At 63.4% G+C, this 22,146-nt stretch carries 25 protein-coding genes; 13 read left to right on the top strand and 12 right to left on the bottom strand.

What is annotated here, in order from left to right:
* Positions 1 to 123 precede the first annotated feature (123 nt).
* A complete protein-coding gene (locus tag RO009_05855; GenBank protein ID MDT3684550.1) occupies positions 124 to 282 on the bottom strand; it encodes a hypothetical protein in 159 nt (52 codons plus the stop codon).
* Positions 283 to 746: 464 nt separating this feature from the next.
* On the opposite strand from RO009_05855, the gene RO009_05850 reads away from it, so the two are divergent.
* Together RO009_05850 and RO009_05845 are read left to right on the top strand one after the other, a co-directional pair.
* A complete protein-coding gene (locus RO009_05850; protein ID MDT3684549.1) occupies positions 747 to 1,175 on the top strand; it encodes a nuclear transport factor 2 family protein in 429 nt (142 codons plus the stop codon).
* A gap of 478 nt (positions 1,176 to 1,653) precedes the next feature.
* On the top strand, positions 1,654 to 1,995 hold the full coding sequence (locus tag RO009_05845) for a hypothetical protein (protein MDT3684548.1): 342 nt from the start codon (positions 1,654 to 1,656) through the stop codon (positions 1,993 to 1,995).
* A gap of 262 nt (positions 1,996 to 2,257) precedes the next feature.
* On the opposite strand, the gene RO009_05840 is transcribed toward RO009_05845, so the two are convergent.
* Positions 2,258 to 2,416: a hypothetical protein gene (locus RO009_05840; protein MDT3684547.1), complete on the bottom strand. Its 159-nt coding sequence runs from the start codon at positions 2,414 to 2,416 to the stop codon at positions 2,258 to 2,260.
* A 167-nt stretch (positions 2,417 to 2,583) separates the two neighbouring features.
* Here RO009_05840 and RO009_05835 point away from each other — a divergent pair, with 167 nt between their 5' ends.
* Together RO009_05835 and RO009_05830 are read left to right on the top strand one after the other, a co-directional pair.
* The gene (locus tag RO009_05835) at positions 2,584 to 2,814 is read left to right on the top strand and encodes a hypothetical protein (protein ID MDT3684546.1); all 231 of its coding nucleotides are present in this window, start codon (positions 2,584 to 2,586) and stop codon (positions 2,812 to 2,814) included.
* Positions 2,811 to 3,014, top strand: coding sequence for a type II toxin-antitoxin system RelE/ParE family toxin (locus RO009_05830; protein ID MDT3684545.1), 204 nt, complete (start codon positions 2,811 to 2,813; stop codon positions 3,012 to 3,014). The genes RO009_05835 and RO009_05830 overlap by 4 nt, the downstream gene beginning before the upstream one ends.
* Positions 3,015 to 3,240: 226 nt before the next feature.
* On the opposite strand, the gene RO009_05825 is transcribed toward RO009_05830, so the two are convergent.
* Positions 3,241 to 3,747 carry a DUF1993 domain-containing protein gene (locus tag RO009_05825; GenBank protein MDT3684544.1) on the bottom strand — a complete coding sequence of 169 codons (507 nt, stop codon included), beginning with the start codon at positions 3,745 to 3,747 and terminating at the stop codon, positions 3,241 to 3,243.
* A 213-nt stretch (positions 3,748 to 3,960) separates the two neighbouring features.
* Here RO009_05825 and RO009_05820 point away from each other — a divergent pair, with 213 nt between their 5' ends.
* The 3 genes from RO009_05820 to RO009_05810 all read left to right on the top strand — a co-directional run bounded on the left by RO009_05820 (position 3,961) and on the right by RO009_05810 (position 6,309).
* Positions 3,961 to 4,152, top strand: a complete 192-nt coding sequence (locus RO009_05820) for a hypothetical protein (protein MDT3684543.1) — start codon at positions 3,961 to 3,963, stop codon at positions 4,150 to 4,152.
* A gap of 450 nt (positions 4,153 to 4,602) precedes the next feature.
* Positions 4,603 to 5,550 carry a hypothetical protein gene (locus tag RO009_05815; protein ID MDT3684542.1) on the top strand — a complete coding sequence of 316 codons (948 nt, stop codon included), beginning with the start codon at positions 4,603 to 4,605 and terminating at the stop codon, positions 5,548 to 5,550.
* Positions 5,551 to 5,670: 120 nt separating this feature from the next.
* A complete protein-coding gene (locus tag RO009_05810) occupies positions 5,671 to 6,309 on the top strand; it encodes a cyclic nucleotide-binding domain-containing protein (protein MDT3684541.1) in 639 nt (212 codons plus the stop codon).
* 71 nt (positions 6,310 to 6,380) lie between these two features.
* Here RO009_05810 and RO009_05805 read toward each other — a convergent pair whose 3' ends face one another.
* The 4 genes from RO009_05805 to RO009_05790 all read right to left on the bottom strand — a co-directional run bounded on the left by RO009_05805 (position 6,381) and on the right by RO009_05790 (position 9,291).
* Complete coding sequence (locus RO009_05805; protein ID MDT3684540.1) at positions 6,381 to 7,619, bottom strand: PAS domain-containing protein; 1,239 nt, start codon at positions 7,617 to 7,619, stop codon at positions 6,381 to 6,383.
* A gap of 179 nt (positions 7,620 to 7,798) precedes the next feature.
* Positions 7,799 to 8,356 carry a flavin reductase family protein gene (locus tag RO009_05800; GenBank protein MDT3684539.1) on the bottom strand — a complete coding sequence of 186 codons (558 nt, stop codon included), beginning with the start codon at positions 8,354 to 8,356 and terminating at the stop codon, positions 7,799 to 7,801.
* Between the two features lie 134 nt (positions 8,357 to 8,490).
* On the bottom strand, positions 8,491 to 8,910 hold the full coding sequence (locus tag RO009_05795) for a CBS domain-containing protein (protein ID MDT3684538.1): 420 nt from the start codon (positions 8,908 to 8,910) through the stop codon (positions 8,491 to 8,493).
* 207 nt (positions 8,911 to 9,117) lie between these two features.
* On the bottom strand, positions 9,118 to 9,291 hold the full coding sequence (locus tag RO009_05790; GenBank protein ID MDT3684537.1) for a hypothetical protein: 174 nt from the start codon (positions 9,289 to 9,291) through the stop codon (positions 9,118 to 9,120).
* 178 nt (positions 9,292 to 9,469) lie between these two features.
* Here RO009_05790 and RO009_05785 point away from each other — a divergent pair, with 178 nt between their 5' ends.
* The 3 genes from RO009_05785 to RO009_05775 all read left to right on the top strand — a co-directional run bounded on the left by RO009_05785 (position 9,470) and on the right by RO009_05775 (position 11,563).
* Positions 9,470 to 9,676 carry a DUF6496 domain-containing protein gene (locus tag RO009_05785; protein MDT3684536.1) on the top strand — a complete coding sequence of 69 codons (207 nt, stop codon included), beginning with the start codon at positions 9,470 to 9,472 and terminating at the stop codon, positions 9,674 to 9,676.
* A gap of 50 nt (positions 9,677 to 9,726) precedes the next feature.
* Positions 9,727 to 9,939, top strand: a complete 213-nt coding sequence (locus tag RO009_05780; GenBank protein MDT3684535.1) for a hypothetical protein — start codon at positions 9,727 to 9,729, stop codon at positions 9,937 to 9,939.
* A gap of 163 nt (positions 9,940 to 10,102) precedes the next feature.
* Positions 10,103 to 11,563, top strand: a complete 1,461-nt coding sequence (locus RO009_05775; GenBank protein MDT3684534.1) for an APC family permease — start codon at positions 10,103 to 10,105, stop codon at positions 11,561 to 11,563.
* On the opposite strand, the gene RO009_05770 is transcribed toward RO009_05775, so the two are convergent.
* Positions 11,564 to 12,646, bottom strand: a complete 1,083-nt coding sequence (locus RO009_05770; GenBank protein ID MDT3684533.1) for a hypothetical protein — start codon at positions 12,644 to 12,646, stop codon at positions 11,564 to 11,566.
* A 50-nt stretch (positions 12,647 to 12,696) separates the two neighbouring features.
* Positions 12,697 to 13,437 (bottom strand): heparan-alpha-glucosaminide N-acetyltransferase, encoded by a 741-nt coding sequence (locus tag RO009_05765; GenBank protein MDT3684532.1) that lies wholly within the window; start codon positions 13,435 to 13,437, stop codon positions 12,697 to 12,699.
* 244 nt (positions 13,438 to 13,681) lie between these two features.
* Here RO009_05765 and RO009_05760 point away from each other — a divergent pair, with 244 nt between their 5' ends.
* Positions 13,682 to 14,920, top strand: coding sequence for a TIGR03862 family flavoprotein (locus RO009_05760; GenBank protein MDT3684531.1), 1,239 nt, complete (start codon positions 13,682 to 13,684; stop codon positions 14,918 to 14,920).
* 62 nt (positions 14,921 to 14,982) lie between these two features.
* On the opposite strand, the gene RO009_05755 is transcribed toward RO009_05760, so the two are convergent.
* The gene (locus RO009_05755) at positions 14,983 to 16,809 is read right to left on the bottom strand and encodes an ATP-binding cassette domain-containing protein (protein ID MDT3684530.1); all 1,827 of its coding nucleotides are present in this window, start codon (positions 16,807 to 16,809) and stop codon (positions 14,983 to 14,985) included.
* Positions 16,810 to 16,975: 166 nt separating this feature from the next.
* Between RO009_05755 and RO009_05750 the strand changes: the two genes are divergently transcribed.
* Both RO009_05750 and RO009_05745 read left to right on the top strand, forming a co-directional pair.
* Entirely contained in the window at positions 16,976 to 18,184 is a 1,209-nt protein-coding gene (locus tag RO009_05750) for an acetyl-CoA C-acetyltransferase (protein ID MDT3684529.1), read from the top strand.
* A gap of 57 nt (positions 18,185 to 18,241) precedes the next feature.
* The gene (locus tag RO009_05745) at positions 18,242 to 20,455 is read left to right on the top strand and encodes a 3-hydroxyacyl-CoA dehydrogenase NAD-binding domain-containing protein (GenBank protein MDT3684528.1); all 2,214 of its coding nucleotides are present in this window, start codon (positions 18,242 to 18,244) and stop codon (positions 20,453 to 20,455) included.
* On the opposite strand, the gene RO009_05740 is transcribed toward RO009_05745, so the two are convergent.
* Together RO009_05740 and mscL are read right to left on the bottom strand one after the other, a co-directional pair.
* A complete protein-coding gene (locus tag RO009_05740) occupies positions 20,382 to 21,641 on the bottom strand; it encodes a pyridoxal phosphate-dependent aminotransferase (protein ID MDT3684527.1) in 1,260 nt (419 codons plus the stop codon). The genes RO009_05745 and RO009_05740 overlap by 74 nt on opposite strands.
* A gap of 19 nt (positions 21,642 to 21,660) precedes the next feature.
* Positions 21,661 to 22,077, bottom strand: a complete 417-nt coding sequence (mscL, locus tag RO009_05735) for a large conductance mechanosensitive channel protein MscL (GenBank protein ID MDT3684526.1) — start codon at positions 22,075 to 22,077, stop codon at positions 21,661 to 21,663.
* Between the last annotated feature and the right edge of the window lie 69 nt (positions 22,078 to 22,146).

The following is a 22,146-nucleotide window of genomic DNA, read 5'->3' as shown; positions in this document are numbered from 1 at the left end:
CGGAAGGAGCCTCTCGCCGCGCTCTCAGTGCGCCCGAGGATAAACTCCGCGAAATCCGGGGCGCCGTTGCGTGTGGCTCCGCGGTCCCGCATCTTGCTTCGCTCCATGCGAGCTACGGCCTCGTCATCTGCCGACTGACACCGGCACAGAGACGGGGATTGCTCCTCCGAAGCGGCAGGGACTGCCGTCGGGCTTTTGACAATTCGCTCTGTCGATCAGCATCAGCACATAGCCCGCAATCAAAATCACAAAAACAATCTGCAAAAAGCGTTCGTTGCTCATCGCAAATCGTAACGCCAACAGGGGCGGCGGGCGAGGGCCGATCGGCACCCGGCATCTGATTTCCGTCATGGCAACGGGCTTGTCCCGGCCATCCACGTTTGTCTTGCGGCTCTCGCCTCAAGGCGTGCATGCCGGCACAAGGCCGGGCATGACGCGTTCGATGAAGGCTTTCATCGTGTTGACTCCGTTTCGAGTCAGGCTCTCGGGATGATGCGGAGTTGGCCGCGCGCCGCGCGGCAACAAACATGTGGACGTCGCGCAATTGCCGAAGTCGCAACGCATTGCAGCTGAAGTGATCAGGTGTATTGCGCCATCCACTGCAAGCGCAGGACAGGTTGAGCGCCGCGAACCCGTCGCGCCAGGTGTTTCTCTCCCGCCTTGCGCGAACAGGGCGGGAAATTATGCTGTCGGGTGACGCCAGACGGTGGTGGCGGCCTTGTTGCAGTCCCGGAACGGAGGATGCAATGGCTTCGACCCAGTCCGAGGTGAGAGCGCTGTTCGACAGTCGGTCCGAGGCCATTCGGACCAAGGATATCGACCGGCTCATGGCGCTCTATTCTCCCGACATTGTCTATTTCGACGTCGTGCCTCCTCTGCGCTATGCCGGATCTGCCGCGCTTCGGGACAGGTTCCTGCACTGGTTCGAAGGCTGGACGAGCGCCATCGGCATGGAAACCCGCGACCTGGATATTCTGGCGAGCGGGGATGTCGCGGCCGCGCACATGCTTCTGCGGGCCAGCGGAACCCGGACGAACGGGCGCGAGGTTGGATACTGGGTGCGCACAAGCAACGGCTGCCGCCGCTCGGATCATGGCTGGCTGATCACGCACGAGCATGTCTCGCTGCCGGTCGAATTCGAGAGCGGGCGCGTCGTCATGGACCTCGTGCCGTGATTTGGCCGGCAGCAGCAGGATGGGTTCTGCCAGCAAGCGCAGGGTGGGTTAGCGCCAAAGGCGCGTAACCCACCGAGCGACTTTGAAGCCGGTCCCAAATGGTGGGTTACGGCGCTTCGCGCCTAACCCTACAAGTTACGCGACCGCCAGCAAAGCGTAGCGCGGATGGAGCCAACGGGTCCGCGCGAAGCGCGGCCCGATGACAGGCTTCGCGAAATCCGGAGCGGCGAAGCGTGTGGCTTTGCCGATCCGCATTACGCTTCGCTCCATGCGGGCTACAGACCTGCGTTTAACTTGAAGTGTCATGCGCGCGCTTGACCCGCGCATCCATCATTTCTCGAAAAGATGGATGGCTGGGTCACGGCGCTGCGCGCCGGCCCGGCCCTGACGGGGGAATGCTGCTTCGCTCTGCTCTGCCCCACATTCGGCAACATCCCGGCCCAGTCTGCGCGGGCGCCTGTGCTGCGGAGGTGGTGCGATGGGGCGGCGGCATTTCAATCCCTGGATTTTCGCCGGCGATCTTTTCGTCGCGAATATGCACGCCACCGCGGTGCTGTGGCATCGCCTGTCGTCGCCGCAAGGCGACGCCGAGAAGGCGCGCATGATCAGCGAGAAGATTGCGGCCGCATCGAGCGGCGCCTTCGAAATGCAGAAGGCCGCCTTGCGGCTGTCGCGCGATGCCGCGCTCGGCAAGGTCTCGCCCGGCCGCGCGGCCCATGTCGCTGCGGAACTCGGCGCCGCCGCGTCCAGGCCCGCGCTGAAGACCGTCAGGGCCAATGCGAAGCGGCTGCGCAAACGCAGCAAGCGCAAGAAGAGTTAGAGAATTGACGCGGGCTGCGAAAAGGTCGCGCGGTGCGCTACGCAGCGACCCCCACCCCGCCCGCCTTCGCCAAAGCTTCGGCGGGCGACCCTCCCCACAAGGGGGAGGGTAAGGCCGCTTCATTCTTCACGCGAGTGTCGCCGGATGGCGCCCTCGGGTCGCGCTTCCAGCGCGCCCGAGGATAAACTCCGCAAAATCCGGGAGCGGCGTTGCGTGTGATTCTGCTGGTCCCGCATTCCGCGCTCCATGCGGGCTACGGACTTTATTTTCCGAATGACAGCGGCACCGAGCCGCGGCCTCCGCCGCCGAAGCGGCACGGGTTGCCGTCGGGATTTTCACATTTTTCTCGGTCGATCAGCACGAACGCAAAGCCAATAATCAAAATCACAAAAACTATCTGCAAAAAGCGTTCGTTGCTCATTGCAAATCGTAGCGTGAGGGGCGCGCGTCTGCAAAGACGTGGATGGCCGGGACTTCAGCGCGATGACGCGCTTCGCGCTTTCGCCCGGCCATGACGATGCATTTTGACGTATCGCTTGCCGCTTTCCCCCGTGGCAGAGGCATTCCGATTTTGATAACATTGCTGTCATGACCAAGCACAGCATTGAAATTCTGCTTGAACGCATCGCCTCCTGGCCGGACGAGGCACAGGATGAGTTTGTGAAATCGGTCGCCGACATCGAGCGCAAGCATGCTGGCGTTTACAAGCTGAGCGACGATGAGCGTGCCGCCGTGCGGCGCGGGCTGGCGGATTTGCGCGCGGGCAGGCTCGCCAGCGATGACGCCGTGACGGCTTTGTTCAGTCGCTACGGCGCATGAAGGTCCGCTATACCGACACCGCGCTCCGCGAGCTTGCAGACGTTTTCAGCTACTTGTTCGACCGCAACCCTGCTGCGGCAAAGGCTGTTGCCGCGCGCGTGAAGGAAATTGCGGCGTTGCTGGCCGAGTATCCTTTCTTCGGCCATGAATCCGACGAGCCCGGCGTGCGCGTTGCATCGCTGGTACGGTATCGTTCCTAATCTTCTACGCGGTGAGCGAAGACGAGGTTGTCATCCTGCATGTGCGTCATGCAGCGCGGATCTGGCCGTGGGAGGAGCAAGCGTAGCCCGGATGGAGCCAACGGGTCCGCGCAAAGCGCGGCTCGATGACAGGTTCCGCGAAATCCGGAGCGGCGTTGCGTGCGGCTTGGCTGTCCTGCATTCCGCTTCGCTCCATGCGGGCTACAGGCCGCGCGTTGCCCGCGCCTCAGAATGGCCGGAGGTAATCGCGCTTGCCGATCTTCACGCCCGCATGCCGCAGGATGTTGTAGGCGGTGGTGATGTGGAAGCAGAAATTCAGTAGGCCGAAGCTGAACAGATAGGACGCGCCGTCGAAGGTCGGCTTGTAGTCGTGCCGGTCCAGCTCGATGATCTTGGTCTCGCTGCCGGCAAGCTGCGCTTCGGTGAAGCCGTCAAGATAGGCGAGCGTGCTGTCGATGCGCGCGTGCAGCTCCGCGAAGGTCTGTTCGGTGTCCTCCATGCGCGGGGCGGCTAGCCCGCTCAGGCGTTCGAGCGACAGCTTGGCGGTGTCGCAGGCGCGCTGCACCTGACCGGACAGCGGCAGCATGTCAGGCGCGAGGCGGGCGCCGATCAGCGCTGCGGGATCGGCACCGGTGTCGCGCACATGCGCCTCGCCCCGGTCCAGCAGGTGCGACAGGGCCTTGAGGCCGTGCACGAAAACGGGGACGGACGCCTGGTACATTGAAACGGGCATGATGGCTCTCGGCGGGTCATGGGATGCGCAGTATCACGCAGCGAAATTCAGCGGCAAAAGTGCCTGCTGTCCTTGTCTGGCGACAAGCAAATGATGCGGCGCTGCGCGCGCCCGGCCATGACAAAATCGAAGACCAGATCGCTCGCGTTGTTTTATCGCTGAACCCATCCGCGTGGTAGTTTGGTTTCCGTTCGAAACCACGGGGAGCCTTACGTGCTCGGCTTTTTTGTGCGGCTCCTGCTGATACCGGCGGGGGTCATCGCCGCCTGGTTCGTCGCGAAGGACTCGCCGAATTTCAGCGTGGTTCAGCTCGTGGTCATGCTGGTCCTGGTCGCGGTGGTGATCGCGCTGGCGGCGTTCTGGTCTGCCTTGCGCGATACCTGGCGAAAGACGCCCGACACGTGAGGCGCGCTGTCAGGCACCCATTTCAGCTGCGTAGGGTGGGTTAGCCGCGTAGGGTGGGTTAGCGCCGAAGGCGCGTAACCCACCACATGACTCGCGGCATGTGCAGCCGGTGGGTTACGGCGCTTTGCGCCTAACCCACCCTACAATGCTACGCATTGCATGCCCATGAATCGTCGAACCCGCGAAGAGTGGGTGAGCGCCGAAGGCGCGTAACCCACCACGTGACTCGCGGCATATGCAGCCGGTGGGTTACGGCGCACGATCTGATGCCGATCTCGGGCAAGCCCGAGATCGTGCGCCTAACCCACCCTACGAAAAACGCGATGCCGCAGGGCGTGAATACCGCTGCGACGAACCGCCCACCACGGTGCCCATGAATCGTCGAAGTCACGACGCATTGCAGCCGAAGTAACAAGGTGAATTGCAATCCTCAAAGCGAGGGAGGGTTGCGTGCGCAAACACATTCAATCGACGTCACTGCCTGTGTTTGCTCTTTCACTTGCAGTTCTTGGTTCACTTGCAGTCCTTGGCACCATGTTACCGGGCGCGCCCGCGCGCGCCGAAGATGACTGCATCGCAAAGCCGAATGCGCCGGCGCCGGCCGGGCAGCATTGGTGGTATCGCACCGATCGCGCAACCAAGCGCAAATGCTGGTTCCTCGGCCCGCAGGACAAGGAGGCGGCAGCGCTCAAGGCCGACCGGCGCGAGCAAGCCGCCGCAAACACGGCCGAGCCGGAGGCCCAGCCGGCGCCGCCGCAGGAGACGCCTGCGCCGGTCGCGCGCAGCGACGCCGCCGGCGTCACGTCATTTGTGTTCGTGCCGCAGGAGAGCGTGCCTTATCTGGTGGACTGGACCGGCCTTCTGAAGGAAGCCGGCATCGCAGGCGATGAGGACAACGGCCTGACCGAATGGGCGGACGAGAAGGCCGCGCGCGCCGCATGGGCCATGCGCGATTCCGCAGAGCCGGCCGAGCCGCAGCCGGCCACGGACGACGCGCGCGCCCGGCAGACACCGGCAGGCGGCGCCGATGTCGCCAGCGCCGATGTCGCCAAGGCGAGCAGCTCTCCCGCCACGCCGACCGGATTGCCGGCGTCCTATATCGCCGCATTGCTCATCGGCGGCGCGATGGGCCCGGCGATTTTCAGCATCGTTCGCGCGCGCCGGCGGCGAAATGTCCACCGCAACATCAGTGCAACCGCAATGGATGCAGACGAAGGCAAGGTTCCGGCCTTCCTGCAGATGCGTGAGGCCAGATTTGCTGCATCCGGACAAGTATCAGGCGATGCGCCCGAGACGGTGGATGATGATGTGAGCCACCCGGAAGACTATGGCCGTCCCTATGGCGGGGAGGAGGAGTTGCGGCGCATACTTGGCCTTTCACGGCGACGGGCGGCGTGAACGTATCCCGATTGCTGCGGCGGACTGGATTGCCGAGAACGGACAACTGACTGCACCGCATATTGATTGGTGCGCACCTATCCCTCTACCATCCCGGCAAGACATGGGCAGGGGGATGTCATGGATATCGCGGCACTGGTCGGCTATTGCGCGGCCTTACTCGTATTTCTGACATTCGCCATGAAAACCATGATTCCGCTGCGGATCGTGGGGCTCGTCAGCAATGTCTTCTTCATCGCCTATGGCTATCTGGATGCCGCCTATCCGGTGCTCGCCCTGCATGTCGTGTTGCTGCCGCTCAATGCCTGGCGTCTGCATCAGATGCTTGAGCTGGTCAGGCAGGTCTCCGAAGCCGCGCGCGGCGACCTCAATCTTGATTGGCTGAAATCCTTTTCCAGGCGGCGTCGGGTGAGGCCGGGCGAAGTGCTCTACCGCAAGGATGATCCGGCCGAGAGCATGGCCTTCCTGCTGTCCGGCCGCTTCCGCATTGAGGCGCTCGGGCTCGACCTTGCCCCCGGCCAGATGATCGGCGAGATGGGAATGATGGCGCCGGCGCGCGCGCGCACGCAGACTGTCATTTGCGTCGAGGAGGGCGATATTCTGGAGATCAGCTACGATCAGCTCAAGCAGCTGTATTTCCAGAATCCCAAATTCGGATTCTTCTTTCTGCAACTGACCACGCGGCGCCTGTTCGAGAACATCGCCACGCTGGAGAAGCGGCTCGCCGCAGCGGAACTGAAAACAGCCGCGGCGAAGTGAGGATGAGCACGGCAACGAAGAGTGTTTTGCGCGGAGACAAGCGGACGCAACGCATGCCGACGCTAGCGGCGTTACGGCTGCAAATCTCCTGATCCTGCCGAGATCATCCTGCGGGCGTTCTGCTGGATGCTCCGGTTTGCGGCGTCGATGTCCTTCAGCCCGTCGGCGATCGCGCTCTGAAAGGCGCCGAGCTCGTCGATCAGCTCGTTCAGCCCATCCTTGGCGAGCAGGCGTGAGCTTTCCATCTTGCCCATGATGCGTGTCACTTCCAGGCCGGTCGCGAGGCGCTTCATCTCCGCGCAATCCTGCTGGAAGCTTGCCGCCTGCGCCATGATGGCCCGCAATCCGGCGACCGCCTTGGCCTGATAGGCGGATTGCTGCTGCAGCAGCAGCGCCATTTCGCGGTCACGATCGAGTTCACCGACATTGTCTTCGGCGCGAAAATACTCGGCGACTTCCTGCTGCACCTTGGCGACGCAGATCAGGAACTGCCCTTCACTGATGGCCCGCAGCAATTGCCGCGCCGACGCCACGAAACGATCCATGCTGGCCTTGATCTCGGCGGAAATGGCGTTGTAGTCGTTCGAGATCACGCCGATGGTGGCGCCGCCTGCGCCGAGATGCTTGGCGCGGACGGTGAGATTGAGCGGCACGAGCCTGATTTTTGTATAGGCTGCGAATATCGCATCCGCCCGAACGAGCAGCGATGTCGCCTGCTCCACCAGACTGTCGAACAGCGCGAGCGTGCGATCGCCTGGGCGGCCGAGCTGCCGGTCGCGCGCGGTCATTTCCTTGCTCAGCGCGGTCGCCATGAAGGCCGCGTAATCGGTAAAGCCAAGTGCCGCCAGCCGCTGCAGCAGGATGGGTACGCCGTCCCTGGGCTCAAGCCTGTCTTGCGCCATTGTGGCGGCGAGCGCCCTGTATTCGGCCTCGATGACGGACAACAGAGCGCTCGGCTTGAGCCGGACCGACAAATAGCCATCCTCGATCGGGGTGACGATGGCGAACACCCAGTAATAGCGGCCATCCTTCGCCCGGTTCTTCACATAGGCGCCGATCGGCTCGCCCTTCTTGATCGTGTCCCAGAGCAGCCAGAACACGGTGCGCGGCATGTCTGGGTGGCGGATGATGTTGTGGGGCTTGCCGATCAGTTCGTTCCACGGATACATGCTGATCCTTTGGAACACGCCGTTTCCCGAGCGGATGACGCCTTTGGGATTGGTTCTGGAAAAGAACAGTTCTGCAAAGGAAAACGGCACGTCCTGATCGACGAGCGGGCGCTTCTGCCGTTCGGGGGTTGCAATATCCATTGTGCCGTCCCGGCGAATCGGTTGCGGGCAAATAATATCACCGCACGGCGGACGCCCGGCTTAACGTTAGTCAACGCCTGTCGTGAAATTGCGCGCCCGTGCATGCGCCATGCCGCGCTGATCCATGATAGGTGCGACGCACCAGAACGCGGACGGCCGCGACAGGGATGGCACGGGGTTCACAGCATCTCCGGCCGGAAGCGATTGCGCAGGCTCATCTCGCGTCCCGCCACCATGAATTGTCCGCCGCCCTGATAGTGGATGGTGCGCGGATATTTCGGCGACCTGGCCGCGTGCGCCTTTACCACCTCGAAGATGAAGAAGTTGTATTGGGCGACGAGCCTGTCATCGGCGAGCTCGCATTCCAGGCTGACCGGGCATTCCGCAATCAGCGGCGCCTTCACATGCGTCGCCTTCACCGGCGTGAGCCTGAACCTCGTGAATTTGTCGGTGTCCGCGCCGGAACAATTGCCGATATCCGCGACCGTCTTCGCCAGGTCCATGGTCGGCACGTTGATCACGCAGGCGCCGCTCCTGCGGATCATGTCATGGCTGTGATTGCCGCTGGCGATGATGCAGCCGACCAGCGAGGGCGTGAATTCCATCACCGTGTGCCAACCCATGGTCATGATGTTGGCTCTGTCGTTGTGATGTGAGGAGACCAGCACGACCGGCCCCGGCTCGAGATAGCGCCGGATGTCGGAGACCGGAAAGTCGCGTTTGGTGTAGGTTTTCATGGGGCATCTTTCCCACCCTCCCCGCGGGCAGGGCGATCGCATCTGGCTCGGCGGTGCGGCAAAATCGGGCTGCCTCCCCTCATAAGGGGAGGTAGCCCTGTTCGCGGCGCGGTCAAGCCAAAGGCGATCTTACATCACCCGTGATGCGCACTCACCGCTTTCGCGACCTCGGCCGTGACCCTCTGCGTAGCCGCGTGCGAGACGTCGCCGAGCGAAAGCATGCCGACCATGCGCTTGTTGGCGTCGATCACCGGCAGACGGCGGATCTGCCGGCTCTCCATGAGATCGGCCGCTTCCGCCAGATCGTCGCTGTCGTGACAATAAACGATGCCCATGGTCATCACGTCGCGCGCCGTGAGCGCGTCCGCGTCCATGCCATTCGCGAAACCCTTGCAGCAGATGTCGCGGTCGGTGACCATGCCGATCAGCTTGTCATTCTCGCCGACCGGCATTGCGCCGATGTCGCTGTGCCGCATCTTGTGGGCGATCTCGGACACCTTGGTTTCGGGGGCGACCCATTCGCAACCCTTGTGCATTGCGTCCCGGACTTTCATGGCGTTCTCCTTCCATGCCTCAATGGCCGCGGAATAAACGCGGCGCTGCGTATTCTCCCCCCTTTGAAAAGGCGGCAAGCTTCCGCCGGCGCGGCCCGCCTGTCCACAGATCAGACGGAGAAAGCGGCGCATCAATCGCGCGGATATTCACCAATGCGTGAGCCGGCACCGGCCGGCGCGGGAGCGCCGAATCGCGAGCGGCAGGTTTCACAAACCGGTTTGTGTCGGCGACGCCGGATAGTCCCAGATGCTCAGCGGCGGCTTTTTCGCCTCGTCATCTTCGGAGCAGAATTCGGAACAGTAGAAGCGTTCGTTGCGATATTTGCAGGAGCGTACGGCATCGAGCGCCCGGCCACAGCCGGCGCAGCGGAATCCGCGCATCAAGGTCTTTTCCTTCTTGCAAGTCTTCTTGTGACGCGCTGAGGGCGGCGCGACGTCTCTTAATGCGCCCGGGGCAGGGTTGTTCCGTGTCCGCAATGCAACAATTTTTGTTACACGGCGTTGGTTCCGAGGCCGGCTCACGCGGCGCCCATGACCAACCCATTGCGAGGAGAGCGATATGGCACGCAAATATTCCCGTTCGGCATCGAAGGATGTCGAGCGCGCCATGAAGAAACGCAAGAAGGGAACGCTGCGCAGCGGCCGCAGCAAGAAGAAGGTGACGAGCCGCAAACAGGCGATCGCCATCGGGCTGTCGGAGGCGCGCGCGAAGGGCAAGAAAGTGCCGAAACGCAAGAGCAAGCGCAAATCATCGCGGCGCAAATAACGGGCGAAATAGGTGACGCAAGTCAGCGCACAGGTCATACAGGAGCGGATATGGGACAGGCAGCCTACAAGATTATCCGGCATGAAGACGGCTGGGCCATCGACCACAACGGCAAGGTGATGGGCAGTTACGCCACCAAGGAAGCGGCGTTCGAATCCGCGGCGGGCGCCGCGAGCAATTCCATCAAGGAAGGCCTCGGCGTGTCGATCGAGGTGCCGCAGCGCGCGGCCGGCGAAGCCGCGATGGGCGGCAAGGCGGTCTAGTGCGTATTCTTTGTGACCCTCCCCTTGTGGGAAGGGCCGCCTGAGGGGAGGGTGAAAATCACCTGCATTGACTCTCCCGCGTCCGGCGAAAAATACTGAGTGCCGTATGATGCGCTCCGGCGCGGCCGGTGCGGCCAACGCCTAGCTGCGAAAGGATCGGGCCATGACCACCGATGCGACCGCCGGCGCTTCCAAAACCCCTGTATCTGAGACCTCCGCACATGATACCGCGACCCGCACGCATGACGGGCCGGAGCTGAAACGGGTGATCGGCCCGTGGCTGCTGCTGCTGTTCATCGTCGGCGACATTCTCGGCACCGGCATCTATGCGCTGACCGGGCAGGTGGCGAAGCAGGTGGGCGGGGTGGTGTGGCTGCCCTTTCTCTCCGCCTTCGCGGTGGCGCTGATCACCGCCTTCTCCTATCTCGAACTGGTCACCAAATATCCGCGCGCGGCGGGCGCGGCGCTCTACACGCATCGCGCCTTCGGCATCCATTTCGTCACCTTCATCATCGCCTTCGCGGTGATGTCGTCCGGCATCACCTCGGCGTCCACCGCCTCGCGCGCCTTTGCCGCGAATTTCTCCAATGCCCTCGGGCTGAATCTGCAGGCAGGCATCGGCATCACGCTGATGGGCCTCGCCTTCATGGCGGCGGTGGCGGCGATCAATTTCCGGGGCGTCGGCGAGAGCCTGGTGGCGAATGTCATCCTCACCACCATCGAGCTGACCGGCCTGCTCATCATCATCGTCATCGGGACGTGGGCGATCGGGCTCGGACAGGGCGACGTCTCGCGCGCCTTCGAGTTCAAGACGTCGCCCGACATGCACTGGGTCTGGCCGGTGGTGGCGGCAACGACGCTCGCCTTCTTCGCCATGGTCGGCTTCGAGGATTCCGTCAACATGGCAGAGGAGACCAAAGATCCGGTCGGCACCTTCCCGAAGATGCTGCTCATCGGCCTGTTGTTCACCTGCGCGATCTACATCCTGGTGTCGATTTCGGCGATCACCCTGGTGCCGCCGGCGGAGCTGGCGCAGGGCGAGACCCCGCTGCTGAAAGTGGTGGCCGCCGGCGCGCCGGACTTCCCGGTCTGGATTTTCGGTTTCATTACCATGTTCGCGGTGGCCAACACCGCGCTGATCAACATGCTGATGGCGAGCCGGCTGGTCTATGGCATGAGCCGCGAGCGTGTGCTGCCGCGCCTGCTCGGCCGCGTGCATCACACGCGCCGCACGCCCTTTGTGGCGATTGTCTTCACCACCTTGCTCGCCTTCGCGCTGATCACCTTTGTCGGCGAAATCCCTGCGCTCGGCGGCACCACGGCGCTGTTGCTGCTCTGCGTGTTCACGGTGGTGAATGTGGCGGTGCTGGCGCTGCGGCGGGACAATGTGCGGCATGCGCATTTCCGCACCCCGACCATCCTGCCGGTGCTCGGCGCCCTGTCCTGTGCGTTTCTGGTTGGGCCGTGGACCGGGCGCGATCCGGTGCAGTACAAGATCGCCGGCGTGCTGATCGCGATCGGGATCGTGCTGTGGCTGGTCACGGTCTGGATCAACCGCGCCACCGGGGTGAAGCCGATCGACCCGATCATGGAAGACGTCGGCGGACCGGGACCGCGGAATTAACTAAAAATGTGACATGAGTTCCTTCGCGCCGGCATTCCGCGAATAGCGGTCCATGCGCTGATCCATGTCGGCGATGAGCCTTGCCACGGTGCCGGTGCGGCGCGCGACCGGATTGCGCTCATAGCCGCGCTGCTGGAAGAAATTCGCGGTCGGCACGATCTCGCGCAGCTCCTGCGGCATCGACACCATGTCGATGCCGTTGCCGTCGCCGGTGAAATTCATCAGCTCGAGCTCGGCGCCGGTGAGCGCGCGCTTGACGCCGCGCTGGCGCGCGAAGCTCACCGAATTGAGCAGCTTCTGCGTCTGCAGCAGCGGGCCGATGTCGCGGTCGAGCACGGCCGCATGCATGCCGTAGCCCTGCGGCGTATCGGCGAGCTTGTCGTGCTCGGCCCACCGGTTCGGCACGGTACGGCTCGCCGCGATCATGCGGCGCAGGACTTCGATCTTGCGTGCGAGCGATGCCTTTCCGGCCCCGTCAAGCTGCACCGCCTTCTGCGTCAGAGCGCGGACGAAATCGTCGCCATGTCCGGCAAAGAGTGACACCGTGTTGGTCGCAAGCAACTGGTTGTAGCCCATGGCCGGAGAGATCGCGCGCGAATCCGGCTTCGACGGGTTGACGCCCGCCTGCATGTCATAGGTGCCGTTGCCGCCGGTCTCGAAGGCATAGACGCGAATGATCTGCTCGCGCGTCAGCCCGGAAGCGAGCGCGGTCTGCACATAAGCGCGCTTGAAATCGCGCTCGCTGGCCGGCCGATCCGGCACAAAATTGTAATGCTCGCGCGCGGCCTTCAGGAAATCTGCCACGACCGGAATGACCTTTCTGGGCGGAATGGTCTCGTCGCGCTCGGGGATCGATGGATCGACCGGCCGCGGCGGTCCGGTATAGACCGGCGGCTGCGTCAGCACATAATCCTCGCGCGTGATCGCCTCGCCGTTGCGGCGCTTCTGCGCGCGCAGCCTGCGCCTTTCCGCAATCGCATTCCAATAAGCTTCGCTTTCGGCGAGGAAGGCCTTGCGCGCGCGATGATAGTCGTCGAGCTTTTTCTGCAGTTCGGGAGGGCGCCGGGATGCCGTCTGCGCCATCGCAGCATCCGCTCCGCAGACAGCAAGCCACGCTAGGATGAAAACATATTTCATCTGATCTGCGTCACGCTCCAGAGCAAACCCATCAGAATCGGCTGATGCACGAGATAAACGAGCAAAGAATGGCGACCGGCAAGGCACAGCATGCGTGAGATGGCCGCATGCGGCTGCCAGCTGCGCCAGGTCTGCGGCCAAGCCTCCGGCGGAATGATCCGCGCAGTCGCGATGCCGAGCAGGACATAGCCGAACCACGGCAGCAGCGGACTGTAGTCATTGGACGGAATGATGTCCTGCGCAAGCCCCAGCCACACCCAGCCGAGGCCGTTGAACGCCGCCGTCGTGAGGAAATGCGGCGCGGCGATGCAGGCCATGCCGGCGATAATGACGGCGAGAACCGGCAGACGCAGGAAGAAAAGGCCGAGCACGCTGGACACGGCGATGCAATGCAGGATGCCGAACCAGATGATGCCGCCCGGATCGGTGAAATAGCTGAGAACCGTGATCGCCGCGGCTGCGGCGACAATGATCGCAAGGCGCCGCAAAAAAGACTGCCATCGCACACCCTTTGCATGACCCAGCACCAGCCCGACGCCGACCAGCGCCAGGAAACTCGCGGCAATGGCGCGCGCGAAGCCGACCCAGAGCAGATGTTCGGTCACGCCGAGATCGGCGAGTTCGAAGAATTCGAGGTCCCAAGCGAAGTGGTAGAGCGCCATCGCCGCCAACGCGAGACCGCGGGCGATATCAACGACCGGCAGGCGGGCGGAGAATATTGCAGAGGGGGCAAGCATTCGATTGATGTAGCGTACATTCTCTAAACCGTCATCCGGGGGTGCGAGCCGCGATAGTGGCGAGCCTCGAAGGACGGGCAAAGGTTTCACGGGCTGTCGCCCCACCGATCTCGGGTTCACCCGAGATCGGAATTAATAGTGCGCAAGTCCGCTGCAGCCGACTTGCTCGGGCCTTGCTTCGCGAGGCCGGCTCAGGCTGACGGATTGAGTTTGATCGTGCGTTGCAGGCTGCTACGACACCTGCATGGCGCAAAAAACAGATAAAACCGCGGCGGTGATCGGCGGCGGGCCGGCCGGATTGATGGCGGCGGAAGTGCTTGCAGATGCAGGTGTTGCCGTCACGGTCCATGACCGCATGCCCTCGCTCGGTCGCAAGTTCCTGATGGCAGGACGCGGCGGACTCAACCTCACGCACAGTGAGGCGATGCCGCGCTTTCTGTCGCGCTATGGTGCGGCGGCGGAGCATCTGCGCGCGGCGATCGATGCTTTCCCGCCGAACGATCTGCGAGCCTGGAGCGAACAGCTCGGCCAAAACACCTTCGTCGGCTCCAGCGGACGCGTGTTTCCGCAAAGCATGAAGGCGTCGCCCTTGCTGCGCGCCTGGCTGCGGCGGCTGGATGCAAAGGGCGTGCGCGTTGCGTTGCGTCACCGGTGGAAGGGATGGGACGCGCAAGGCCGGCTTGTCTTTGCCGATGCCGGCGGCAATGAGCAAAGCGTGGCGACGGATGTCGTCGTGCTCGCGCTCGGCGGCGCAAGCTGGCCGAAGCTTGGTTCCGACGGCGGCTGGGCGGAGATTCTTCGGCGCGAAGGCATTGCCGTGGCGAAACTGCGTCCGGCCAATTGCGGATTTCTGGTGCAGTGGTCGGATATCTTTCGGGATCGGTTCGAAGGCCAGCCGCTGAAGCGCATTGCGCTGTCGTTCGGTGGCGAAACCGTGCGTGGGGAAGCGATGATTTCCCGCGCGGGGCTGGAAGGCGGCGGTGTCTATGCGCTGTCGTCGCGCTTGCGGGATGCCGTTGAGCGAGATGGCGAAGCCATTTTGACTGTGGATCTGTTGCCTAACGTCTCCATTCCCGAACTCGCCAAGAAATTGGGCGCACCGCGCGGCAAGACATCGCTGTCGAATTTTCTGCGCAAGGCGGTCAATTTGTCTCCGGCCGCCATCGGGCTGGCGCAGGAGCTGGCGAAAGGAAAGCTCGCCGATCTCGCGCCCGACGCGATGGCGCGTCTGCTCAAGGCTGTGCCGGTGACGCTGATCGGCGTCGCGCCGATCACCCGCGCGATCTCAACTGCGGGCGGTGTGTCGTTCGGAGACGTCGATGCAAACTTCATGCTGCACAAAAAACCCGGCGTCTTCGTCGCCGGTGAAATGCTGGACTGGGAAGCGCCGACCGGCGGCTATCTGCTGCAGGCGTGCTTTGCGACGGGGAGAGCGGCGGGGAAGGGCGCGGCGGCTTGGGTCAGCCTCAAACCGTCATCCTGAGGTGCGAGGCGACAATGTCGGCTTGAGCCCCGCGCAAGCACCTCAGGATGACGGGGCAAGGCCTACGCACCCTCAATCTCCTCGCGCAGCAATTCCAGCTCCAGCCATTTCTCTTCCGCCGCATGCAGGTCCGCTTGCGCGGCGGCGAGCGCGGTGGATGTCGCGTCAAACGCCTTGCGGTCGCGCGCGTAGAGCTCCGGATCGTCGAGCTTCTTCTGCAATGAGGCGATGTCGGCTTCCAGTTTCGCCATCTGCTTCGGCAGATTTTCAAGGGCGTATTTTTCGTTGAAGGAGAGCTTTCGTTTCGGCCTGTCTCCGTTCTGCGCGGGCGCGGCGCGTGCTTCCTTTGGCGCTTTCCCTGCGCCATTCTTGCCCTGGCCCTTGTCAATCGCGATATCGGCGCCCCGCTGCGCCAGCATGTCCGAATAGCCGCCGGCATATTCGTTCCACTTGCCGCCGCCTTCCGGCACGATCACGGCGTTCACCACGCGGTCGAGAAAATCGCGATCGTGGCTGATCAGGATCACGGTGCCGCCATAGTCGGCAAGCGTTTCCTCCAGCACGTCGAGTGTCTCCAGATCGAGATCATTGGTCGGCTCGTCGAGCACGAGAAGGTTTGAGGGTTTCGCCAGCGCGCGGGCCAGCATGACGCGGCCGCGCTCACCGCCGGACAGCGCGCGCAGGGGCGTGCCGATCTGCTCAGGCGAGAACAGGAAGTCCTTCATGTAGCCGACAACGTGCTTTGTCTGCCCGCCGACGGTGACGGTGTCGCCCTGGCCAAAGGTCAGCGCTTCCTTCAGCGTCCAGTCCGGATCGAGCGAATCGCGGCTCTGGTCGAGCGTCGCCATCTCGATATTGGCGCCGAGCTTCACCGTGCCGGAGTCTGGCGGCAATGCGCCGATCAGCATGGAGAGCAGCGTGGTCTTGCCGCTGCCATTCGGGCCGACAATGCCGATGCGGTCGCCCCGGAAAGTACGGGTCGAGAAATCCTTCACGATCGGGCGGCCGTTATAGGCCTTCGAGATCTTGTTCGCCTCGATCACCAGCGCGCCGGACTTTTCCGCTTCCGCGGCAATGATCGACGCCTTGCCGGCTGAGCCGCGATAGTCGCGCCGCTTCTGCCGCAATGCCTGCAATTCGCCCATGCGGCGCATGTTGCGTTTGCGCCGCGCGGTGACGCCGTAGCGCACCCAATGTTCCTCCGCGACGATCTTGCGGTCGAGCTTGTGCTGTTCGAGTTCCTCTTCGGCGAGGATCTCGTCACGCCGCGCCTCGAATTTCTCGAAGCCGATCTCGAGCCGCCGCGTCCTGCCGCGGTCGAGCCAGACGGTGATGCGCGACAGCGTGTCGAGGAAGCGCCGGTCGTGGCTGATCAGCACCAAAGCGGACTTGCGGTCTTGCAGCTCGGCTTCCAGCCATTCGATGGTCGTGAGGTCGAGATGATTGGTCGGCTCGTCGAGCAGGAGAATATCGGGCGCCGGCGCCAGCACGCGGGCGAGCGCCGTGCGGCGCGCCTCGCCGCCGGAGAGATGCGCGGGGTCTTCGCTGCCGGTGAGGCCGAGCTGGTCCAGCAGATATTGCGCCTGATGGGCATCGTCGCCCGGCGCGAGGCCAGCCTGCACGTAGGATAATGTCGTCGCAAAGCCTGAGAAATCCGGCTCCTGCGGCAGATAGCGCACCGTGGCGCCAGGCTGCAGGAAACGGCTGCCGCGGTCCGGCTCAATCAGGCCGGCGGCAATCTTGAGCAGGGTGGACTTGCCGGAGCCGTTGCGGCCGACGAGGCAGACCCGCTCGCCCGCCGAAACCGACAATTCGGCGTTTTCGAGGAGCGGCGTGCCGCCAAAGGTGAGCGCGATGTCACGCAACTGGATCAGGGGTGGGGGAGCCATCGCGGGCTATATAGCGCGGACCGGGTCATGAGCCATGGCTAAAATGCCGGCCTTCGGCCACACTCGGGCGCGCCGAATCATCTTCATGTAAAAGTCATAACTCCCCGTCTGAATAAGTCTGCGTGCGCGTCTATATAAAGCGTGATCGCTGTGCAGGGAGGACCTCGTGACCGAAGCCTTCATTTACGACCATGTCCGCTCGCCGCGCGGACGCGGCAAGGCGGACGGCTCCCTGCATGAGGTGACGACGCTCAATCTGGCGACGCAGGTGCTGCAAGGTTTGCGTGAGCGCAACCAGCTCGATCCCGGACTCGTGGACGATGTGGTGCTCGGTTGCGTCGATCCCGTCGGGGAGGCGGGGGGCGATATCGCGCGCGTCTCGGCGCTCTGCGCCGGTTATGGCGACGGCGTGCCGGGCGTGCAGATCAACCGCTTCTGCGCTTCGGGTCTTGATGCGGTGAACTTTGCCGCGGCGAAAGTGATGTCAGGCCAGAGCGACATGACGGTCGGCGGCGGCGTCGAATCCATGAGCCGCGTCGGCATCGGCGCCTCCGGCGGCGCCTGGCCGGTCGATCCAATGATCGCGCTGCCGTCCTATTTCATGCCGCAGGGCGTGTCCGCCGACCTGATCGCGACCAAGTATGGCTTCAGCCGCGACGATTGCGACGCCTATGCGGTGGAGAGCCAGAAGCGTGCGGCGGCCGCGTGGGCGGACAAGCGCTTCGAGAAATCGGTGCTGCCGATCAGGGATGTCAACGGCATCACGTTGCTCAACAAGGACGAGCACATGCGGCCCGACACCACGATGCAGACGCTGGCCGCGCTGAAGCCGTCTTTTGTCGAGATGGGGCAGATGGCCGGCTTCGATGCGGTGGCGGTGCAGCGCTATCCCGAAATCGAAGAGATCAAGCACGTGCACCATCCCGGCAATTCGTCGGGCATCGTGGATGGCGCGGCGGCGGTGCTGATCGGCAACAAGGAGGCGGGTGAGAAAGCCGGCCTCAGGCCGCGCGCGCGCATCAAGGCGTTTGCGAATATCGGATCGGAGCCGGGCATCATGCTGACCGGGCCGGCGCCGGTGAGCGAGAAAGCGCTGAAGCGCGCCGGCATGAAGACAAGCGAAATCGATCTCTACGAGATCAACGAGGCGTTCGCCTCGGTGGTGCTGCGTTATCTGCAGGCGCTGGATCTCGATCCGGCGAAAGTGAATGTGAATGGCGGCGCCATTGCCATGGGGCATCCGCTTGGCGCGACCGGGGCGATGCTTTTGGGCATCGCCTTGGACGAGCTCGAGCGGCGCAATCTCAATACCGCGCTGATCACATTATGCATCGGCGCCGGCATGGGCACGGCGACGATTATCGAGAGGGTGTGAGGTTCTTCCCGCTCCCCGCAAGCGGGGAGAAGGAAGGAGGAAGCGGCGGAGCAAGACATGACCACCACCACCAATTTCACCCTCGACATCGACAGCGACGGCATCGCGCTGATCACCTGGGACATGCCCGGACGCTCGATGAACCTCATCGACCTGGCGATGATCGAGGAACTGGGCGCGATCGTCGAAAAGCTTGCCGCTGACGAGAAGGTGAAGGGGGCGGTCATTACGTCCGGCAAGGACAGCTTCTGCGCCGGCGCCGATCTGACCTTGCTGGAATCGCTGACGCGCAATTTTGCCGAACAGACGAGGGCACTTGGCGAGGAGGCGGCCGCGAAGCTCCTGTTCGAGGGCAGCCGCAAACTCTCGCAGCTTTACCGGCGCATCGAGACATGCGGGAAATCGTTCGTCGCCGCGATCAACGGCACCGCGCTCGGCGGCGGCTTCGAGCTTGCGCTCTCGTGCCATCATCGCGTGGCGTCGGACAATCCGAAGACGCGGGTCGGATTGCCGGAAATCAAGATCGGCCTGTTCCCCGGCGCGGGCGGCACGCAACGCATCGCGCGCATGCTGCAGCCGGCCGATGCGCTGCAGCTTCTGCTGAAAGGCGATCAGCTCCGCCTCAACCGCGCCAAGGCGATGAAGCTGATCGACAATGTCGTGCCTGCGGCCGACCTCTTGAAGGCCGCGAAGGACTGGATCAAGGCCGGCGGCAAGGCAGAGGCCCCGTGGGACGTGAAGGGCTTCAAGAATCCGGGCGGGCTTGTGTTCTCGAAGGCCGGCATGATGGTGTTCCCGGCGGCGAACGCGATCTATCGCCGCGAAACCTACGACAATTATCCGGCCGCGCGCGCCATCCTGCAGTCCGTGTTCGAGGGGCTGCAATTGCCGATGGACCTGGCGCTGCAGGTCGAGTCGCGCTGGTTCGCCAAAATCCTGCGCTCGAAGGAAGCGGCAGCGATGATCCGCACTTTGTTCGTGTCGATGCAGGACCTGAATAAGGGCGCGCGGCGGCCGGCCAGCGTGCCAGCTGCGACGCTCAACAAAGTCGGCGTCATCGGCGCCGGCTTCATGGGCGCGGGCATTGCGTATGTGAGTGCGCAGGCCGGGCTCGATGTGGTCCTGATCGACCGCGACCAGGCCGCCGCCGACAAGGGCAAGGCGCATTCGCAAAGCCTGATGACCGACCAGGTCAACAAGGGCCGCGCCACCGCGGCGGATCGCGAGGCGCTGCTTGCGCGCATCACACCGACCGCCGACTACAATGCACTGAAAGGCTGCGATCTTATCATCGAAGCCGTATTCGAGGACCGGAAGGTCAAGGCGGAAACGATTGCGAAGGCGCAAGCCGTGCTGCCGGATGCCGTGTTCGGCTCCAACACTTCGACCCTGCCGATCACCTCGCTCGCCGAAAGCGCGAAAGATCCGGCAAAATTCATCGGCATCCATTTCTTCTCACCGGTGGAGAAGATGATGCTGGTCGAGATCATCATGGGTGAGAAGACCGGCGATCTGGCGCTTGCCACCGCGCTGGATTTCGTGCGCGCGATCAGAAAGACGCCGATTGTGGTCAATGACTCGCGCGGCTTCTATACGTCGCGCGTCGTCGGCACCTATATCCGCGAAGGCCATCTGATGCTGACCGAAGGCGTTCCCCCCGCCATGATCGAGAATGTCGGGCGCATGGCCGGTATGCCGGTCGGGCCGCTGTCGTTGAATGATGAAGTGGCGGTCGATCTGGCCTGGAAAATCCTGAAGGCGACCGAGGCTGATCTCGGGGCGGATGCCATCGATGCGCGGCAGAAGAAGCTTCTGTCGGACATGGTGGAGAAGCACGGCCGGCTCGGGCGCAAGAACGGCAAGGGGTTTTACGATTATCCGGAGAAAGGGCCGAAGCGGCTGTGGGCGGGCCTTTCCGATCTGCAACCGGAGCAACTCGATCCCGACACCATCGATGTTGGCGAAATCAAGCAGCGGCTCCTGGTGATCCAGGCGCTGGAGACCGCGCGCTGCTTCGAAGAGGGTGTGCTGACCGATGTGCGCGAGGCCGATGTCGGATCAATTCTGGGATTTGGCTTTGCGCCATTCACGGGCGGCACGCTGTCTTACATCGACATGATGGGAGCGAAGAACTTTGTCACGCTGTGCCGCGCGCTGGAGAAAAAGCACGGCGCACGTTTCAAGCCCAACAAGCTCCTCATTGAGATGGCGGAAAAGGGCGAGAGCTTTTATCGCCGCTTCCCGCCGGCTGCGAGGAAGGCGGCGGCATAAATCTTCCGTCATTCAGCACCCGCGCAATCCTACCGCAGGCTTCTTCGATCTGTAGCGGATCGCGCGCGAAGCACAGCCGCACGAAATGCTCGCCGCCTTTGCCGAAGGCGGTGCCAGGCGCAAGCCCGACCTGCGCCTCGTCGACCAGACGGCGTGTAAGCTTTTGGGTATCGCCTTCGCCGTCCACCGTGAAGAACAGATAGAAAGCCCCCATCGGCATCGCGAAGCGGCAGCGCCCGGTCCTGCCCAGGATCTCGCAGGCGATGTCGCGGCTCTTGCGGGCGCGTGAAATCTGGTGCGCGACAAAACTTTCGCCGCGTTCGAGCGCCGCGATGCCCGCGCGCTGCATGAATTGGGCCACGCCGGAGGTCGAGTACTGGATCAGGTTCTCGATCACCTGCCCGAGAGATGGATGCGCGACGATCCAGCCCATGCGCCAACCGGTCATGCACCAGTTCTTGGAGAAGGTGTTGACGAAGAGGATGCGATCCTCCGGCGCCATCACATCGAAGAAGGACGGTGCGCGCGGGCCTTCGCCATACCAGAAACGGGCATAGGTTTCGTCGGCGATGATCCACAAGCCATGCTGTCGCGCCAGAGCCAGCAGCGCTTTCAGATCGTCATGCGTCGCGGTCCAGCCCGTAGGATTGGAAGGGGAAACGACAAACAGCACGCGCGTCCTGTCATTGATGGCAGAAGAGATGCGCTCGATGTCGAGCGTCCAGCCGCCATTGCCGAAATGCAGCGGCACTTCGACCGGATGCGCGCCGAGGATTCCGGCCGCGCCCGCCGCATTTGGCCAACTCGGTGTCGGAATGATCACCTCGCTCTCCGCCGATGCGGTCATGGCGAGCGCGATCTGGATCGCCTGCATGCCCGAGCCGGTGATGAAGAATTCCTCAGCTGAGAAGTCGCGGCCATAGAGACGCGCGTGATAGGCCGCCAGCGCCTCGCGCAACGGCGGGATGCCACGCTGCCAGGTGTAGAAGGTCTCTCCGGCCGCGAGCGCGCGCGTTGCCGCCTCGACAATGAAAGGCGGTGTCGGCGTGTCGCCTTCGCCCGCCCACAGGCCGGTGACGTCGCCGCGTGCGCGGCCATATTTCATGATTTCGACAATGCCGCTGTCGGGAGCGTTGCGCGCCGGCGCGCGCAACGCTGCCAGAAGTGCGTCAGAGGGCGACGTCATCGCGGCCGTGATCGCCCCGCTATTTCTTCGCCAGCAGGTCGCGGATCTCGGTCAGCAGCACTTCCTGCCGCGGCGGCGCCGGAGGTTCCGCCGGTTTCGCAGCTTCCTGCCGTTTTAGGCGGTTGATGCCCTTCACCACGAAGAACAGGGCGGCGGCGATGATTGCGAAATTGATGGCGACCGTGAGGAAGTTGCCCCAGGCAAAAACGGCGCCCTGCTTCTTGGCTTCCACCAGGCTGTCCGCGGTCACCGCGCTTGAAAGGGGAAGATAGTAGTTCGAGAAATCGAGACCGCCGGTGATGGCGCCGATGACCGGCATGATGATGTCGCCCACCAGCGATTCAACGATTTTGCCGAAGGCGGCGCCGATGATCACGCCAATGGCGAGATCGACGACGTTGCCCTTGACCGCGAATTCCTTGAATTCCTGAAGTATCGCCATAGGCCCCTCGTTTGGCTTGGCTGTACCGCGGCAAACGATATGCCAGCGGCCCATGGCGGACAA

It is taken from the genome of Pseudorhodoplanes sp., assembly GCA_032027085.1.
In the GTDB taxonomy this organism is placed as follows: Bacteria; Pseudomonadota; Alphaproteobacteria; order Rhizobiales; family Xanthobacteraceae; genus Pseudorhodoplanes.
Note: the sequence above shows the minus strand (reverse complement) of the source record. Positions and strands in the feature narration are given on the sequence as shown.